General features: G+C 36.9%; 13 protein-coding genes. 8 read left to right on the forward strand and 5 right to left on the reverse strand.

Features of this window, described 5'->3' with window-relative positions:
- Nucleotides 1–21 precede the first annotated feature (21 nt).
- The 6 genes from BLHYD_RS02905 to BLHYD_RS02930 all read left to right on the forward strand — a co-directional run bounded on the left by BLHYD_RS02905 (nt 22) and on the right by BLHYD_RS02930 (nt 10,743).
- A complete protein-coding gene (locus BLHYD_RS02905; RefSeq protein WP_005947506.1) occupies nt 22–1,842 on the forward strand; it encodes a class I SAM-dependent DNA methyltransferase in 1,821 nt (606 codons plus the stop codon).
- Nucleotides 1,839–3,056, forward strand: a complete 1,218-nt coding sequence (locus tag BLHYD_RS02910; protein ID WP_005947507.1) for a restriction endonuclease subunit S — start codon at nt 1,839–1,841, stop codon at nt 3,054–3,056. The genes BLHYD_RS02905 and BLHYD_RS02910 overlap by 4 nt, the downstream gene beginning before the upstream one ends.
- 1 nt (nt 3,057) lies before the next feature.
- Nucleotides 3,058–4,425 carry a KAP family P-loop NTPase fold protein gene (locus BLHYD_RS02915; RefSeq protein WP_005947509.1) on the forward strand — a complete coding sequence of 456 codons (1,368 nt, stop codon included), beginning with the start codon at nt 3,058–3,060 and terminating at the stop codon, nt 4,423–4,425.
- Between the two features lie 17 nt (nt 4,426–4,442).
- Nucleotides 4,443–7,583 carry a type I restriction endonuclease subunit R gene (locus tag BLHYD_RS02920; RefSeq protein WP_005947511.1) on the forward strand — a complete coding sequence of 1,047 codons (3,141 nt, stop codon included), beginning with the start codon at nt 4,443–4,445 and terminating at the stop codon, nt 7,581–7,583.
- Nucleotides 7,584–7,658: 75 nt separating this feature from the next.
- Entirely contained in the window at nt 7,659–8,168 is a 510-nt protein-coding gene (locus BLHYD_RS02925) for a Hachiman antiphage defense system protein HamA (RefSeq protein ID WP_005947513.1), read from the forward strand.
- A 265-nt stretch (nt 8,169–8,433) separates the two neighbouring features.
- Nucleotides 8,434–10,743 (forward strand): HsdM family class I SAM-dependent methyltransferase, encoded by a 2,310-nt coding sequence (locus BLHYD_RS02930; RefSeq protein WP_005947515.1) that lies wholly within the window; start codon nt 8,434–8,436, stop codon nt 10,741–10,743.
- Nucleotides 10,744–11,224: 481 nt separating this feature from the next.
- Here BLHYD_RS02930 and BLHYD_RS02935 read toward each other — a convergent pair whose 3' ends face one another.
- From BLHYD_RS02935 to BLHYD_RS02955, 5 genes are all read right to left on the reverse strand, one after another.
- The gene (locus BLHYD_RS02935; RefSeq protein ID WP_005947518.1) at nt 11,225–11,464 is read right to left on the reverse strand and encodes a helix-turn-helix domain-containing protein; all 240 of its coding nucleotides are present in this window, start codon (nt 11,462–11,464) and stop codon (nt 11,225–11,227) included.
- Nucleotides 11,465–11,890, reverse strand: coding sequence for an RNA polymerase sigma factor (locus BLHYD_RS02940; protein WP_005947521.1), 426 nt, complete (start codon nt 11,888–11,890; stop codon nt 11,465–11,467).
- Nucleotides 11,891–11,905: 15 nt separating this feature from the next.
- Nucleotides 11,906–13,591, reverse strand: a complete 1,686-nt coding sequence (locus tag BLHYD_RS02945) for an ABC transporter ATP-binding protein (protein ID WP_005947523.1) — start codon at nt 13,589–13,591, stop codon at nt 11,906–11,908.
- 86 nt (nt 13,592–13,677) lie between these two features.
- Entirely contained in the window at nt 13,678–14,301 is a 624-nt protein-coding gene (locus BLHYD_RS02950) for a TetR/AcrR family transcriptional regulator (RefSeq protein WP_005947525.1), read from the reverse strand.
- Nucleotides 14,302–14,555: 254 nt separating this feature from the next.
- A complete protein-coding gene (locus BLHYD_RS02955; RefSeq protein ID WP_005947527.1) occupies nt 14,556–15,209 on the reverse strand; it encodes a helix-turn-helix domain-containing protein in 654 nt (217 codons plus the stop codon).
- Nucleotides 15,210–15,728: 519 nt separating this feature from the next.
- Here BLHYD_RS02955 and BLHYD_RS02960 point away from each other — a divergent pair.
- Nucleotides 15,729–16,742: a replication initiation factor domain-containing protein gene (locus BLHYD_RS02960; RefSeq protein WP_242648390.1), complete on the forward strand. Its 1,014-nt coding sequence runs from the start codon at nt 15,729–15,731 to the stop codon at nt 16,740–16,742.
- Nucleotides 16,739–16,942, forward strand: coding sequence for an excisionase (locus BLHYD_RS02965; RefSeq protein ID WP_005947530.1), 204 nt, complete (start codon nt 16,739–16,741; stop codon nt 16,940–16,942). The genes BLHYD_RS02960 and BLHYD_RS02965 overlap by 4 nt, the downstream gene beginning before the upstream one ends.
- The last annotated feature ends 46 nt before the right edge of the window (nt 16,943–16,988 follow it).

Raw genomic sequence — 16,988 nt, forward strand, 5'->3', positions numbered from 1 at the left:
GGAAATAAAGGAGACTAACTGATGATAAACATTCGCAAATTAGAAGCAGAATTATGGGAATCGGCAGACTTGCTGCGTGCAGGCTCAAAGCTGACCTCTAATCAGTACTGTATGCCGGTGCTTGGTTTGATTTTTCTGCGTTATGCGTATAGCAGATATAAAATGGTGGAAACGGAGATTTTGAAAAATCGTCCTTCTCGTGGCGGGCGTGTAATGCCTCTGGAAGCAAGTGACTTTGCAGCGAAAAGTGCACTCTATCTTCCGAAAGAGGCACAGTATGATTATTTGCTGAATCTTCCGGATGATATTGCATCTGCAGCTATTTTGAACAAAGATGGTCACACAATGAACAGTCTGGGTGAAGTTGTTAATAATGCGATGCAGTTGATTGAAGAACAAAGTGAGCAGCTCACCGGTGTCCTTCCGAAAAGTTATACAGATTTTTCTGATGAAATACTGTCAGAGCTTCTTCGTATATTCAATAACAGCGCATTGGACGAAGTGGGCGGCGATATTATCGGCCGTATCTATGAATATTTCCTGAATAAGTTTGCAAAGAATATTGCTTCTGATGACGGTGTGTTCTTTACTCCAAAGTCATTGGTAAAAATGATCGTAAATATTATCGAGCCAAAGAGCGGTATTTTGCTGGATCCTGCTTGTGGTTCAGGTGGTATGTTTATTCAGTCCGGCGATTTTGTAAATCATTCCGGTATGAATGCCAATAATACTATGACGTTCTATGGACAGGAAAAGGTGGAGTACAACGCTCAGCTTTGTTTGATGAATATGGCTGTACACGGCCTCACCGGTGTAATCAAATCCGGCGATGAGGCAAACAGTTTTTATTATGATGCACATAATCTGAACGGTTGCTGTGATTATGTAATGGCAAATCCGCCGTTTAATGTCGATAAAGTAAAAGCGGAGTCGGCTGAAAGTGCAGGCCGTCTCCCATTCGGCACGCCAGCGGTTAATAAAAACAAAGAAATCAGCAATGGTAACTATCTGTGGATTTCCTATTTCTACTCATATCTTAATGAAAACGGTCGTGCAGGCTTTGTTATGGCGTCCTCAGCTACGGACAGCCAGGGCAAAGACAAGGATATCCGTGAAAAACTGGTAAAAACGGGCCATGTGGACGTAATGGTAAGCGTGGGAAATAACTTCTTTTACACAAAATCCCTGCCTTGCTCTCTATGGTTCTTTGACAAAGGAAAATCAGAAGAAACAAAGGACAAAGTGCTGTTTATTGATGCAAGAAACTATTATACAGTGGTAGACCGTACATTGAACGAATGGTCTGAATGGCAGCTGAAAAATCTGAATGCTATTGTATGGCTGTATCGTGGCGAGATTGAAAAATATCATCAGCTTATTGCCGAATATAAAAATGTACTTGGAAAGGCTATATCTTTTGAAGAATCGCTTCACCTTTTGAAAGAAGAACTGAAAGATTTACAGAAGCGGGCAAAAATCGAAATGAAAGCCGCTGGAAGAAATGATAAAAAACGAGTGCAGGTATATTATGACGAACTGATAGCAGCTAAAAATGAAGAAATCATTGTTGCAAAAGAGGCAATATGGCTCTATGAAAAATTCGGAGAAGGTGTGTATACAGATATACTTGGTCTGTGCAAAGCTGCAACTATTGCTGATATTGAAGAAAAAGGCTGGTCTCTGACACCGGGGGCGTATGTAGGTGTAGCACCTTTGGAAGATGACGGCGTAAATTTTGAAGAACGAATGGCAGAAATACATCGTGAACTTTTGTCGTTGCAGGCAGAATCCAATGATTTAATGGATATCATCTCTAAGAATATGAAGGAGATGGGGGTATGAGTTGGGAAAAGGTGAAATTAGGGGATGTGTCTGAATCATGTTTGGGGAAAATGTTGGATAAAAGAAAGAATAAAGGATTCTATAAACCATATCTTGCTAATGTTAATGTGCGTTGGGGAGCTTTTGATTTGGAGAATCTGCAAGAAATGAGATTTGAAGATGATGAAGACGAAAGATATGGGATTAAATATGGTGATTTGATTATATGTGAAGGTGGAGAGCCTGGAAGATGTGCAATTTGGAAAGAAGAACTTCCAAATATGAAAATTCAAAAAGCTCTGCATCGAGTAAGAGTGAAAGAAGAAATGGATTGTAGATATGTCTATTATTGGTTCCTTTTAGCTGGTAAGCAAGGTGCACTCAAGCAATATTATACAGGTGCAACGATAATGCATATGCCAGAGCAAAAACTTAAAGAAGTTATAATAGATAAACCACCATTGGATGTTCAAAGAAAAATTGGCAATTACCTTGAATCTTTTGATAATTTGATTGAAAACAACCAAAAACAAATTAAGCTTCTCGAAGAAGCGGCACAGCGTTTGTATAAAGAATGGTTTGTGGATTTGCGTTTCCCTGGGTATGAAGACACTCCTATTGTAGACGGCGTGCCAGAGGGATGGGCAATGATGCCATTATCAAGTGTCTTTGAATATGTGCGTGGTAAATCATACACTTCAAAAGAGTTGGTTGAAGAAGGTGGAGTTGTAATGATTAACTTGAAAAACATTAGGGCGTTTGGCGGTTATAATCGAAATGCAGAAAAACGATACGAAGGTAAATTCAAAGAGAACCAAGAACTGTTTGCTGGAGATATTGTTATGGGTGTTACTGACATGACCAAAGAAAGAAGATTGGTGGGGCATGTAGCAATTGTGCCAGATTTAGATGAAACAATGACTTTTTCAATGGATTTAGTTAAATTAGTACCATTATGTGTTAAGAAAAGTTTTTTGTATTCAACTATGTTTTATGGTGGCTATAGCAAAAGAATCTCGCCTTTGGCTAATGGTGTAAATGTATTGCATTTAAAACCGGAAACTATGATGAATATGGAAATGTTAGTTCCAACTGAAGAAATAATGGAACAGTATGATATTTTATTTGATATCTATCAAAAAAAAATTGAAACATTACAAAAGCAATGTGATATTGCGACGGAAGCTCGTGAGCGCTTATTACCAAAACTTATGAGCGGAGAAATTGAGGTGTAATATGGATAAGCTTGATATGCTTGATAGAGGATCATTTGTCGAGCAGGTTATCAATTTGATAGAAAATATATCCGACAATCAAGTATCCACTTGTTTTGCTATAAACGGTACATGGGGGACAGGTAAAAGTTTTGTTTTGGACATGATTGAGGAACAACTTGAAACCATTCAATCGCCAGAAACAGTTAGAGAAAAGTATTTTATTGTACGCTATAATTGTTGGAAATATGATTATTACGAAGAACCACTTATAGCTATAGTTTCTGCAATAATATCCGAGATTGAAGAAAAGACAAAAATGTTTCCTGATAGCCAAGCAAAACAAGAAATTCTTGGTATGTTTAGAGCAGCAGGTGTTTCTTTGCTATCGATTGCTAATACTGCTTTTAAGGCTAAAACAGGACTTGATATTCAAAGTGCATATGAAACTGTAATAAAAGGTGAAAAAGAAGGCGCTGAAAAATATGAGAAGGATCATGAATATGATACATATTTAGGACTTAACAAAGTCATAGGTAAGCTATCAAATCTTATTCAAGAAATAGCAAACGATTATACAGTTGTAATTATTGTTGATGAATTAGATAGGTGCATACCTGAATATGCAATAAAAGTGTTGGAACGACTTCACCATTTGACAGAAGAGCAGAGAAATATTATTACCATAATTGCAATTGATAAATCGCAGCTACTGGCAAGTGTAAAGCAGTTGTTTGGATTTGATAACCCTGAGAAATACCTCGAGAAATTTATCAGCTTTGAAATCAAGTTAGATAAAGGTTCTGTATCAGAAATGATAACAGAAAAGTATGCCGATTATATAGAGATGTTCGATAGAAATATTTTTCAATTTGAAGATTCTGTAGAAGAATGTTTACAGGCAATTTTTAAGAATATAGACGTTCGTACGCAAGAACAAATTGTAAATAAAGTTACGGTTGCACATAAACTTCTTTATAAAGAAAAAAAGGATTATTCTTTTATGTGCATGGAACTTATACTTGCTGTAATGATATTTGTTTATGATGATGGGGCGGGATTTCTCAAAAAATCCATAGATATGCATAATTTAGAAAATGTATTTTCATCTTCAAAAAGACAAAGTAACCCTGTTTTTTCAACTTTTTTTAAAGAAAAATTTGAACAAATTTCGTTTACTACTCGACGTAATTTTGAAGATGAACCACGAAGTTATCTTTTACCTGCTAAAGGCAATTTGTATGGTGCAATAATCTTTACGTGGTATTGGATGCATGAGAAAAATAAAAACACTATAATTCAACATGTTGAAGGGGATTCGTATGACGTGATTTCCCGAAATTATGAAGATTTGAAGAAGTTTGTAGAGACTTTAGATATGATGAGATAAAGGAAGTGGTTAAATTTATGAGCTACGATTATTCCGAAAACATATTAGTTCAAGAAAGTGCCGGTAATCTGCTCCGTGATGAACTGGGCTGGGATGTCCGGTTTGCTTACAATACAGAAATTTTAGGGAAAAACGGCACTTTCGGCAGAGAAAGTTATCACGAGATATTGTTGCTTCGTTATTTTCGTGAAGCTTTGAAAAAACTGAATCCATGGATGAACGATAATCAGATTTCCGAAGCTCAGAAGGTTTTGGAAAACAGACTTTCCACATCATCCCTCTTGCAGGTAAATGAGGAGAAATACTTTCTGATTCGTGACGGAATTTCGGTTACGGTAAAGAAACCGAATGGGCAAACAGAAACAAAGAAAGCAGCGGTTATCGATTTTCAGAATCCGGACAACAATTATTTTCTTGCTGTCAAAGAACTGAAAATTCATGGCGATTTGTACCGCAGAAGGACGGATATTGTTGGCTTTGTAAATGGTATTCCATTGCTGTTTGTGGAGTTGAAAAAGAATACCGTGGATGTACAGAATGCATATGATGATAACTATACCGACTATCAGGATACCATTCCACATCTGTTCTATTACAATGCTTTCCTTATGCTTTCTAACGGAACAGAAGCTAAAGTAGGCACTCTCGGAAGTAAATATGAGTTCTTCCATGAGTGGAAACGTCTTGCGGAAGAAGACCAGGGCAGTGTTGCGCTTGAAACCATGCTTCGTGGTATTTGTAAGAAAGAAAATTTCCTTGATTTGTTCGAAAATTTTATTCTGTTTGACCATTCCGGCGGACGTACAGCAAAGATTCTTGCCCGTAATCATCAGTACCTTGGTGTAAATGAAGCTATGAAAGCTTACGCTGCAAGAAAACTGAATGATGGTAAATTGGGTGTATTCTGGCATACGCAGGGTTCTGGTAAAAGTTATTCTATGGTATTTTTCGCACAAAAAATACGCAGAAAATTTGAGGGTTCACCGACCTTTGTCATTCTGACAGACCGTGAAGAACTGAACTCACAGATTAGTGATACATTTGAAAATTGTGGCCTTCTTGGAAAGAATAAGTCCTCACAGTTTATAGCTGCCAGCGGTGAGGACTTGGTGCAGAAGTTAAAAGGTAATCCGAGTTTTATATTCACTCTGATTCAGAAATTTAATAAGCCAAATTTAGAACCGATATATCCAGACCACGATATTATCATTATGTCTGACGAGGCGCATCGGAGCCAGTATGGTATTTTTGCTGACAATATGATGAAACTGTTGCCAACGGCAGCTCGTATTGGATTTACCGGAACGCCTTTGCTGTCCAGTGACAATATTACAGCCCGTACCTTCGGTGGCTATGTATCGGTTTATGATTTTAAAAGAGCAGTAGAGGATGGTGCGACAGTTCCACTTTACTACGAAAATCGTGGCGAGAAAATTCTTAACTTACATAATCCGGAAATTACAGAGCAGATTTTGGATGCGATTGAAAATGCAGACCTTGACGTTGACCAACAGGATAAATTGGAAGCAGAATTTGCAAAGGAAATTCATCTTCTGACAGCAGAACCAAGGTTAAAATCCATTGCGAGAGATTTTGTAAATCATTATTCAGACCTGTGGACAAGCGGCAAAGCTATGTTCGTTTGTCTGAATAAAGTGACTTGTGTCCGTATGTACAACTATGTACAGGAATACTGGAAAGAAGAAATAAAGCAATTAAAGGCTAAAATAAAAACTGTTACTCAGCAGGAAGCACAGGAGTTGGAACGCAAGCTGAAGTGGATGCAGGAAACGGAGATGGCTGTGGTAATCAGTCAGGAACAGAATGAAATCCAGACCTTCAAAAAGTGGAACTTGGATATTAAGTATCACCGCGCAAAAATGGAAAAGCGAGAACTGGATAAGGAATTTAAGGATTCCAAGAATCCGCTGCGTGTTGTGTTTGTATGTGCGATGTGGCTTACCGGCTTTGATGTAAAATGTCTGTCCTGTCTGTATTTGGACAAGCCATTGAAAGCACATACTCTTATGCAGACAATTGCTCGTGCAAACCGTGTCTCAGAAGGAAAGAGCAACGGTTTGATTGTTGATTATATTGGCATTGTTAAAGCACTCAGAAAGGCCCTTGCTGATTATACGGCAAATGTTAGCGGTAATGGTGGTGTTGATCCAACAGTAGATAAAGAGAAACTGATTAACCGTATTATTGAAACAATCGGAAAAGCAAAATTGTTTTTGGCAGAGAATGACTTTGATTTGCAAATGCTGATTGATGCATATGATTTTCAGAAACTTTCCTATCTGCAGGAAGCAGCAAATGCGGTGTGTGGAACGATTGAGGATAAGAAAACTTTTACAACATATGCATCTGAACTGAATCGCTTGATGAAATATACGGATCGTAGTGATATTACCGGTTACACTAGAAAAGAATATGAGGCAATAGCTGCTATCTATGCAGAGCTGCAGAAAAAGCGTAAACATATCAATACTACAGAGTTGCTGGTAGAAATTAATGCGATTATCAGTTCTTATGTTGAAATTCAGCATATGCCGTCAATGGTGCGGGAAGAGTCACGCCGTTTTGATATCAGTGCGATTGATTTTGATTTATTGCGCAGAGAATTTGCCAAGGTAAAGAAAAAGAATCTGGTTTTAAAAGACTTAGAAGAAGTGATTCAGCAGAAACTGGACAGAATGATGTTCTGCAATCCTGACCGAATCAATTATTATGAACGTTATCAGCAGATTATTGATGATTATAATAGTGAGCAGGATCGTGCAACTATCGAAAAAACATTTATGGATCTGATGGATTTGGCAAATCAAATGAATCAGGAAGAGCAGAGATATGTTCGAGAAGGATTCTTCAGTGATGAAGAGCTTTCTTTCTATGATATGCTATTCCGTGAAGATTTAAGTAAGAGCGATATTAAAAAATTGAAAGAAGTTGCGACAGATTTACTTCATAAAATTAAAGGCAAGATATCTGAATTTGACCACTGGACGGATAAACAGGAAACGAAAGCAGCTGTCGATAACCTGATTCGTGATACACTCTGGGCAGAATTGCCGGAATGTTATGACGAGGTAAGTATATCCGGATATCGTCAGAAGATATATGAGTATGTATATACAAGGTATAAAGAGGTTGCATAAGAAGGTTTCTTATATGATTTTGAAAGTTTATCAGGTATGTTAAAATTACAGTTTTCGTAATAGGGTAGATCCAACATGGAATTGATGGCTCAATCCCCGCTCAAAGTATATTCCTACAGGGAAATGGTGAAAGCGTTTGTAAAGAGATATAAAACTAATAAAGATGCTTCAGAAGATCGTAAAAAAGGTATGATTGGTGAACTTCTTGTACGTGTTATTCTGGAACTTGAAGGCAGATTTTTAACTGCTTCGCCATTTTTTAATATGGAAAAACGAAGCTTTAAAAAGGAATACGATGTTGCTTTGTTTGAAACTGCGACTAATGAATTGTGGATTGCAGAAGTTAAATTTGGTAATATTCAAAAAAGACAGAAAAATGCGTCGTCTGCTATTGTCAGGCGAATAAATACTGCAAAAAGAAAAGACCTGATTTGTCAGTATCGTTATGCAGACATTCGAGAAAAACGACAAACCGTTTATCCCTCTGATTTGAAGGAATTGTGGGAAAGGGTACAGCATCATACGAAATATTATGATGAGTTTGTCGTGCTGCTGGAAATGGAGGGATGTAAAAAATATGATTAAAATACTATTTATCTGCCACGGCAGGAGTTGTCATTTTTCTTAAATTCCCTTATTTTATGCGAATTCTGAGATAGAAGGAGAGTGTTTTACAACGAGTCTACAACTTTTAAAAGACGTTCCGATATGATACAATACAAGTCAATGGAGTAATTACAATATAGAGTTAACTAATTGAGATAGAAAATCATTATATACAGTAAATCTGTAAAGACTATAGAGCGAGTAGTGGAATTAAAAATAAGGCAGAAAAAGGAAGAGAAGAACAATGGCAAAAACCAAAAGAGCAGAGTCAAGGTGTAGATATCTAGTAAGAGAGATAGCAACTCAAAAAGGATGGGATGTTAGGCATCCCCAAAAAGGAGGTCAATTCTTAGAAGAGCAAGAAATTGAAGATTTTTTTAAAGATTCGGGACTTGGTAAAACTAAACCAGATTTTTTGGTTTGTAGAAATTATCAACCTTTAATAGTTGTCGAAGCAAAGAATGAAAAGAATAAGATTGATACAGCGATATCTGAAGCGGTTGATTATGCAGATGCTATAAATAAACATGGTAAATATACTGTTAATATTGCAGTTGGAGTAGCTGGAGAAGAAGATAATGGTTATTCATTTAGAACCAAGTTTTATAATGGTATAGAATGGATAGATTTATCAGCTAGGGGATTTGTATTAACCAGTTTTCCAAGTGTTGCAGAAATTGATAATGCATTTATTACAAATAACGGTACTACAGAAATTACAATACCTAAAATATCAGACTATATTTCAACAGCTATAGAGTTATCATCAATATTAAGATCTGCAAAAATTGAACCCTCATTAAGACCAAAAGTTTTAGGGGCAGTAATAACAGCTTTATATCAAGGTGAAATAGATTTAAGAGATGGAAAAGAATTGGAGTCTATAAATAAATTAGTAGAATGTGCGATTCGTTCAACTGACCATTTTGAAGAAAGTAAGAAAAAACAGTTAATAGAGACGTTGAAAATGACAAAAGCTGATTATGCTCGTTTAGCTCCTAAAATGGGAAAAATAATTTTTATCTTGAAAATGCTCAATATTAGATCAATTTTACAAACAGATACAGATTTTCTTGGGTTACTTTATGAAGCGTTTATACGATATGGATATGATAATAATTCGTTAGGAATTGTTTTTACCCCAAGACATATAACAAAATATTGTGCAGAGCTAATTGACGTAAGCGCAAAGGATAAAGTTATTGACATAGCATGTGGCTCTGGAGGATTTTTAGTAGCGGCATTTGATAGGATGTTATCTTCATATACAAAAATGGGAATTCCATTTAATGTCATAAGGGAGTCTTTATATGGTTTCGATACAAATCCAACAGTATGGGCTTTAGCTGCATTAAATATGTTTTTTAGAGGTGATGGGAAAAGTCATATAGAAAATGCAAGTTGTTTTGAAGAAAGTAGTATGAACGCTGTTAAAGATAGATTTACTAAGGCGTTGCTAAATCCTCCTTTTTCACAAGAAGAGGAGCCAGAGCGAGATTTTATTAATACAGCAATGGAGTCATTACAAGCATTGGGGGTGATGGCAGTTGTTGTAAAATCAGGTATTTTTGCAGATGATGATAATGCTCTTTGGAGAAACGATTTTTTAAAAAAGCATACTTTATTGGGAATGATTAGTTTGCCAAGTGATTTGTTTTATCCTACAGCAATAGATACAACGATTATGGTAGCACAAGCAAAACGTCCTCAGAATTTAACTGATAAGGTCTTTATGGCTAAAATATGGAATGATGGTTATAAAAAATTAAAAGGGAAAAGAGTAGAAACATCTGGTTCGCAATTAGATGAAGTGTTAGAAGAATTTAGAAAATTCAGAGCAGGAGAAGAAACTTCATCGAAATTGGTTACTGTTATTTCAGCAGAAAAAATAATGAAGAAAGGGGCTGAATTTTGCCCTGAACAGTATCTTCCACAGCCTCAATTTCCAGAAGAGGAGCAAGAACGGTATAGAGAAGATATTGTCAAATCAATATTAAGAACAACGGTTAGCATTGATGATATTGCAGATGAAGTTATAGAAGAATTCCCGTGTTTCTCTGAATTACCAGAAATGCCATATGGGGTAGAAGATAATATTGAGAAATTTTTCAACGTTAAAGGTGGAAAATCAAAAGGTGAAAGTAATTATAGCGAAGGTTCATGCCCTTACGTTTCATCAGGTGATCCATTAAACAGTATTATAAGACTTGTTGGAGATGTTGATGGAGAAGTGTTTGAAAATGGAGCCATTACAGTTACTTGTTTTGGACGAGCAAGTGTCCAACCTTGGAGATTCATGGCGCGTGGAAATGGTGGAAGTGCAGTCAGAGTACTGATACCAAAATATAAGATGTCCTTTTCTGAATTGGTATGGTTTGCTGCTCAAATCAACATGCAAAGATGGAGATTTTTCTATGGGCGAATGGCAATATTAAAAAGATTAAAGGATATAAAACTTGTATCGCCACCAGAAATGTTAACTGATGGCAATAAATCAATAGCAAAAAAAGTGGCTGAATTGTCAAAAAAAGTAACAGATATTTTAGAGGAATAAATTTAACGTACAGAAAAGTCCCTCTGTTTCCGCTGCTTCTCTACCTTTTTATGATTTATCTTCAGGGCTTCGCCCCAAATCTTCTTCGGTGTCAAATTTAGATATGGTAGAGCAGTACCGAATATGTTATACTTCGATAATATAGTATTCACTTTAAAAAGTAAATTTAAAATTTCAGTTACGGGACGTTAAATAAGGTATGTGTTTGATAAAGGGGGGCTTATGTTCGATAAAAAATATAACAAAGAGGTATTTTATAAACTTATGGATCTTGGAATTAAAGAAGCAAAGCGTATTAGATTAGAATTTGAAAGATGGTTGCATTTATTAATAAAATGCAACAAAATCCTATTATCTACATAAATAAATTTTAAGCATTATAATAGACTTAAAAACCAAGTTGCCATTGGAAGAGTCGAGGTATAACAACTAATGTAAACGGGAGATAGCCAAAATATGTATCTCCCGTTTAACATTTTCGCTATTTCTTAATCTTGAGCTCAAATTTTAACATAGCCTTTACCATAGCGGTCTGGATCTCGCCTTTCCATTCTTCATCTACCTGCATGCTGACATTGCTGTTTTCGTGATAAAACGGGCGTAAACACAGCTTGGAGATATAAGCGTCATAAAAATTTAGAATTTCCTTGATGGATGTTTCATCCCCACTTGACGCTTTACAGATAAGGTCAAAAGAGGGATAACCATAGTCTTTTGTCATTTACAATATTTCCTTTTCACTCAACATCATTTTCAATTTTTCTAAGCCTTTGTTCCGTGTATAGCCAACAGCAGAACGTGATACATGGTACAGCTTGGCAATTTCTTTATCGCTCATATCATGGAAATAGTAGAGCAGAATAAACGCTCTTTGTTTCTCTGATAATTTGTTCAACGCTGTACTGATTTTTTCATCAGATATTTGAACAGTGAAATGTAACACTGGGAATGTCGTTGTATCGCAAGAATACTTATCAACATTACCTTGCTCATTCAGCTTTGCTTCACCCATTTCACAAAATAACACTTCCTGCTTGAAACGTCTGGCAAGCAACTTTCTCTTTTGCTTCAACGTGCCTTTTATGGTTATCATCATTAAAGCATTGAATTGTAGTCTGATGACTTCTTTAAAAGAAGATGATTTCATTCTTTCTAGTGTCCTTTATTTCTTTAAATGAAAATATTCTGAAAAACAAGAGGATGTATTGATAAGGTGTTTAAAACTTCCCCTTTCTTTAATGTGACCATTTTCCATATAAAAGATTTCATCGTACTTATCCAATAAATTTTGTTCTAAATGATGAGTAATTGTTATGAGTGTTAAATCTTCCATTTTTAATAATCTGTTTTCTATATCGTATGCTGTCTGCATATCAATGGCAGATGTACCCTCGTCTAATATGAGAATAGGTTTGTTTCTGATCAAAGCACGTGCAACTGCAATTCTTTGTTTTTGTCCACCAGATAGATTAGAGCCATTTTCTCCGACCCGATATTGCAAGCCGGTTGGAAGCTCAGATATAAATTCGGTCAATCCGCTGTCCGCTATAACTTTTTCAACTTGTTCCTCTGGATAATGTTCATGTAAACAGATATTGTCATATATGGTTTCGTCAAACATATAGATATTCTGATGAATTATTGATGACAGCTGAACCACACTATCTTTATCCAGCATATGAAATTCCGTATCATCATATAAAATTTTGCCTTTGTATGTGGAGTAATAACCAGATAAAAGTTTAATCAGTGTACTTTTTCCGCAACCGCTTTTCCCAACAATAACGTATTTCTTACCTTTTTCAATAAGGCAGTCTATTCCGCTTAATATATCTGTTGTTCCGTCATAGGAAAAGGACAAATCTTTTGCACTTATATGAGATTGATATGTGGCTACACTTTCTTTTTGGGACAGAAATATGGAATGTTTCGATATAATTTCCAACTTCTCTACAATAGGGTGGACGCTCTTCATTTTAGGAATATTTGTAAATATCATAATAAGTGGATTTGCCAGATTACTGCTCACTTGTACCATTCCTAATAAAGTTCCCACAGTTATGCGTCCTGCGATAATAAAGTAAGCAGATAAGAATAAAACCACAATTTGAACCATAAGGGCTAGGAAAGCAGAAAGCCCCTCGTTTAGTGCAAGTAATCTGTCAACGCTATATTTAGATTTAATTGTTTCGGTATTTGCCTTATCAAATCGTTGTATTACGGTTTTTGACATAGAATATGATTTGATAATTTCAAATCCAGACAGAATATCTTTTAAGCTGACTGTGAATTCTGCCAACTTTGAAGAAAACTTATTCTGTCTTTTTTCCAGTGTTCCACCCAGCAGACTTGGCATAAGGAACATAACTGCAATCGCTACTATTACGCAAAGTGTAACAATGATGTCAAAATAAATCATCAATACGAAAGATGATATAAAGATAACGGTGTATTGGACTACTTCAAATAATGGGAGTAAAAAATTGTCCTCCAGCATTTTCACATCATTTGTAACGACAGATATATAATCAGCGGTATTCTTCTTTTCAAAATCTTCTATACTGTGATTGATTGTTCCTCGAAAAACATCCGAGCGGATTTGAAGTATAATCTTACAAATTACTTTTTTGCTTAGTAACGATTGGAGATAAAGAAAAAATCCCAACACTATAAAGTAGACAATCGAAAATATAACCATTCTTATAAATTGCTGGATATTTTTATCCATAGCGATATCCAATAGTTGCTGAAGCAGGACAGCCATAAAAACATACCCCAGAGAAGAGATTACGCTGGTTAAAATCGTTAAGATAAATAAGAACTTGTTTTTCTTAATATAGATACTCATAATTCCCTCCTATTTATACATGTTACATGTATGTATATTATTAAAAATAAAATTGCCTTTCGACAATCTTATTTTCATATGCAACGCTAAGCTTTTTCTTTGCATAACTTGACAATTTCATCATCAATTACTGGAAGCCCTAGATTATCCATAATCGATTTAATCATTAAAAATTTCTGCCATGCTTCATCATCAGTCATGGGATATATCGTAGGTATCGACCAGAAATTCGTTAAAAGAACAAATAAATCTGCTAATAATTTTGGCTGTTCTGATTTAATTGAACTGTCTTGTATTCCTTCCTCGATCAGTTCTTGATACATAGGCGATAGTTCTTGATTACTTTCAATCAGTTTTTTTAGAAAAGCTGGACTTCCCATAAGCTGCATGGATGCCATACTTAACTGATGATGCTCTGTTTCATCAAAAGATGTTTTTAATACGAACTTCAACTTTTCTAATCCGTTCAGTTCTTTGTGGCTTTTTGCTTTCTCAAAGGGATTACTCTCATAAAAAAGTTTTTCGCATAAAGCATCAAATACTTCTTCCTTTGATTTGAAATGATGATAAAAAGCTCCTCTCGTCAGTCCGCCCATTTCGCTTATAATATCTAATACAGTTGTTTCTTCGTACCCTTTTTCTAAAAATAATTTTAAAGAAGCGTCCAATATTTTTTGAACTGTTTCTTCTGGATACTTATTACGTGGCAAAAACTCCCCCCCCTATACATGTACTTTGCACGTATATGGTATCATGCAATCTGCATGTATGTCAATGGGATTGTCCTTTTTGAAAACAGTTTATCTTTCAGTGAAGCAACAACACTCATATCCTTATTTCCTCTTGTCTACCATAAACAGAAAATGAAAAGCCCAGTCAAGAGCCTGCCACCGTAGGTGGTGTTTACACTCTTGATCCGGGCTTTTTAGTTTTCTGTATCTTCTTGTAAGAGGAGAGAAGCGGTCTATTTTCTGTGGTTTAGTTCCTTCAAATATTCGTTGTAATCGTAGCTGTCAAAATCATCTTTCGGTGACACTTCTGGAATGTTCCGTTTATTATTCTCATCCGCAAGGTCAGCTAATGTTGCATCATCATAAGGCTCAACATGTGGATAGCCTTTCAAGGGTTCGCCGTAGCACTCTTTACTATGCAGAACGTCGTAACATTTTATCAGTCGTTCTATTTTCTGTCGCTGGACTAATTTCTTTATCTCACAGAGTTCCTCCACAGAAGTCTTAGTGTCACTCATATAGTTCTGAATATATTCAGACAGTTTTGCTTTCATGTAGAACTGCCATTCTTCTTGGCTCTGGAAATATTCATGGTCGGGTAAACTGTCGAGAGAAACATTGAAATCTTCTTCCCGTTTCACAACTTCCATAATGAATTGTTCCACATGGGAAGTTTGTTCCCATTCACCCGTTAGAAGCTCATTCGGGGTTACACCCAACACATTTATAATCTTTTCCAGTGTTTCAAAGGTAGGATAGTTTACACCACGTTCAATCTTGGAAAGACTCTGCAAGTTGATACCAATAGCGTCCGCAAGCTCCTGTTGTTTCATTTTTCTATGTTTTCGGATAATCTGTATATTTTCGCCCAAAAGCTGATAATTCATGGCATATCTTCTCCCTTCATTTGGATTATGAGCCTATCATACTTATTTGTTTACAGAAAGTCAAGAAAAAGTTCTTGACAAATAACTCTGTTGGCATTACTATATCGCTAGAAACAGTGATTAAGCACTATAAGGTCAATCACACGCTTGAGTAAGCATTGATAAGAGATATTTTCACTTCATAAGCGTTAATACACGATCTTATGGACTGAAAATCGGAGTTTCCAGATATGCCAGAACGGACGGGGCACGTCACCCCAGACGTGACACGGACGGGCTGGTATATCTGGGAAGGAACGCCGTCAGGCGTTCCGCAAAGGGCGAATATGTAACACCGCCCTGCGCATACAAGTCATAGTAGCTGAAAATGTGCATGGATAAAGGGAAAATGGCTGTTCCGACTATGCACAAAACACAACGGAAAGAAAGGAGTAATGCAACATAGCAACACATGAACATCTGACAGTAAAGATTGATTACATCAGCATTGTATTTGACAGTGCAACAGCGGAAGAAGTGATAAGGCACATCTTAGATATGCCGGAAGATATCTTTATCACTTATCCGGCAAAAGTAGCTTTTAAGACTTACCAGACACGCTGGCAGTTAGGGGACATTTACATATCGGGCAACGCAAAGCCTACAGAGGACAATCCAGAGGGACTTGGCTGTTACCTCGTTATGACAGGGAGAGGGTGTGATGATATTTTTAATATCCTCGACAGTCATAACCGTACATTCGGGCATATGTTTCATCAATGCGTTCGCTGGTTCGGTACAGAGTTCCATTTTACAAGGCTGGATATCGCCATTGACGACAGGAATGAAGTACCGTTCTTCACGCCAGCACAGATACAGAAGAAATTTGAAAAAGAGGAATTTGTCTCCACCAGCGATTTCTACCACTTTGACGACAGCAAGTATGATACGGACGACTTGGCAAGGACGGCTTATCTCGGTTCTGGGAAATCCGCCATATCTTACCGCTTCTACGATAAGGACAGAGAGGTGAGCGCAAAGTACAGTAAATCCCTTGACGAAATCGGGAGCTGGAAACGTACAGAGATACAGCTCCGTGATGAAAAGGCACACGCCTTTGCCATGCTCTTTGAGGAAAGACCTATGGAGCTGGGAGAACTTGCGTTCGGTCTGCTGGCGGAAAATCTGCGCTTTGTCGTTCCCAACAAGAGCGAGAGCAACAAGAGCCGTTGGAAAACGTGCCGTTTCTGGAAACGCTTCTTAGGGAACGTAGAGCCTTTGAAGCTTCATATCCCCAAAACACAGAACTCGCTTCTGGAAACCCAGCAATGGCTGACGGACGGGGGCGTTATCTCGGCGGTCAAAGGTTTCTATTTTCTCGAAGAGCATGATGCTTTAGGTGAGCTGAAATCAGTCGGGGAAATGCTGGACAAGGCAAGGTACAGCCCTCCACTCTCCAGCAAGCTGACGGGGCATTTACAGAGGATAGGCAGGGAAGAACTGATACCGCATATCCAGTATGATACCAAAAGCGGAAAAGGGGGCGTTGTATGAGTAATACGGATATTCCCGTATGGGAGAAATACACCCTGACCATTGAAGAAGCGTCAAAATATTTCCGTATCGGGGAGAAGAAACTCCGCAGGCTGGCAGAAGAAAATCAAGGAGCCTGCTGGCTGATGATGAACGGCAACCGTATCCAGATCAAGAGAAAACAGTTTGAGAAAGTTATTGACGAACTGGACGCTATCTGACGCCGTATTCTGGCGTTTTATAGATTTGGATATGGTAGAGAAGTGC

Source organism: Blautia hydrogenotrophica DSM 10507 (assembly GCF_034356035.1).
GTDB lineage: Bacteria > Bacillota > Clostridia > Lachnospirales > Lachnospiraceae > Blautia_A > Blautia_A hydrogenotrophica.

Excerpts from the sequence above, each read along its gene's own strand:
- BLHYD_RS02925 (WP_005947513.1), top strand. The coding sequence starts at position 7,659 with ATGGAATTGATGGCTCAATCCCCGCTCAAAGTATATTCCTACAGGGAA.
- BLHYD_RS02940 (WP_005947521.1), bottom strand. The coding sequence starts at position 11,890 with ATGAAATCATCTTCTTTTAAAGAAGTCATCAGACTACAATTCAATGCT.
- BLHYD_RS02945 (WP_005947523.1), bottom strand. The coding sequence starts at position 13,591 with ATGAGTATCTATATTAAGAAAAACAAGTTCTTATTTATCTTAACGATT.
- BLHYD_RS02935 (WP_005947518.1), bottom strand. The coding sequence starts at position 11,464 with ATGACAAAAGACTATGGTTATCCCTCTTTTGACCTTATCTGTAAAGCG.
- BLHYD_RS02915 (WP_005947509.1), top strand. The coding sequence starts at position 3,058 with ATGGATAAGCTTGATATGCTTGATAGAGGATCATTTGTCGAGCAGGTT.
- BLHYD_RS02930 (WP_005947515.1), top strand. The coding sequence starts at position 8,434 with ATGGCAAAAACCAAAAGAGCAGAGTCAAGGTGTAGATATCTAGTAAGA.
- BLHYD_RS02920 (WP_005947511.1), top strand. The coding sequence starts at position 4,443 with ATGAGCTACGATTATTCCGAAAACATATTAGTTCAAGAAAGTGCCGGT.
- BLHYD_RS02910 (WP_005947507.1), top strand. The coding sequence starts at position 1,839 with ATGAGTTGGGAAAAGGTGAAATTAGGGGATGTGTCTGAATCATGTTTG.
- BLHYD_RS02905 (WP_005947506.1), top strand. The coding sequence starts at position 22 with ATGATAAACATTCGCAAATTAGAAGCAGAATTATGGGAATCGGCAGAC.
- BLHYD_RS02965 (WP_005947530.1), top strand. The coding sequence starts at position 16,739 with ATGAGTAATACGGATATTCCCGTATGGGAGAAATACACCCTGACCATT.
- BLHYD_RS02955 (WP_005947527.1), bottom strand. The coding sequence starts at position 15,209 with ATGAATTATCAGCTTTTGGGCGAAAATATACAGATTATCCGAAAACAT.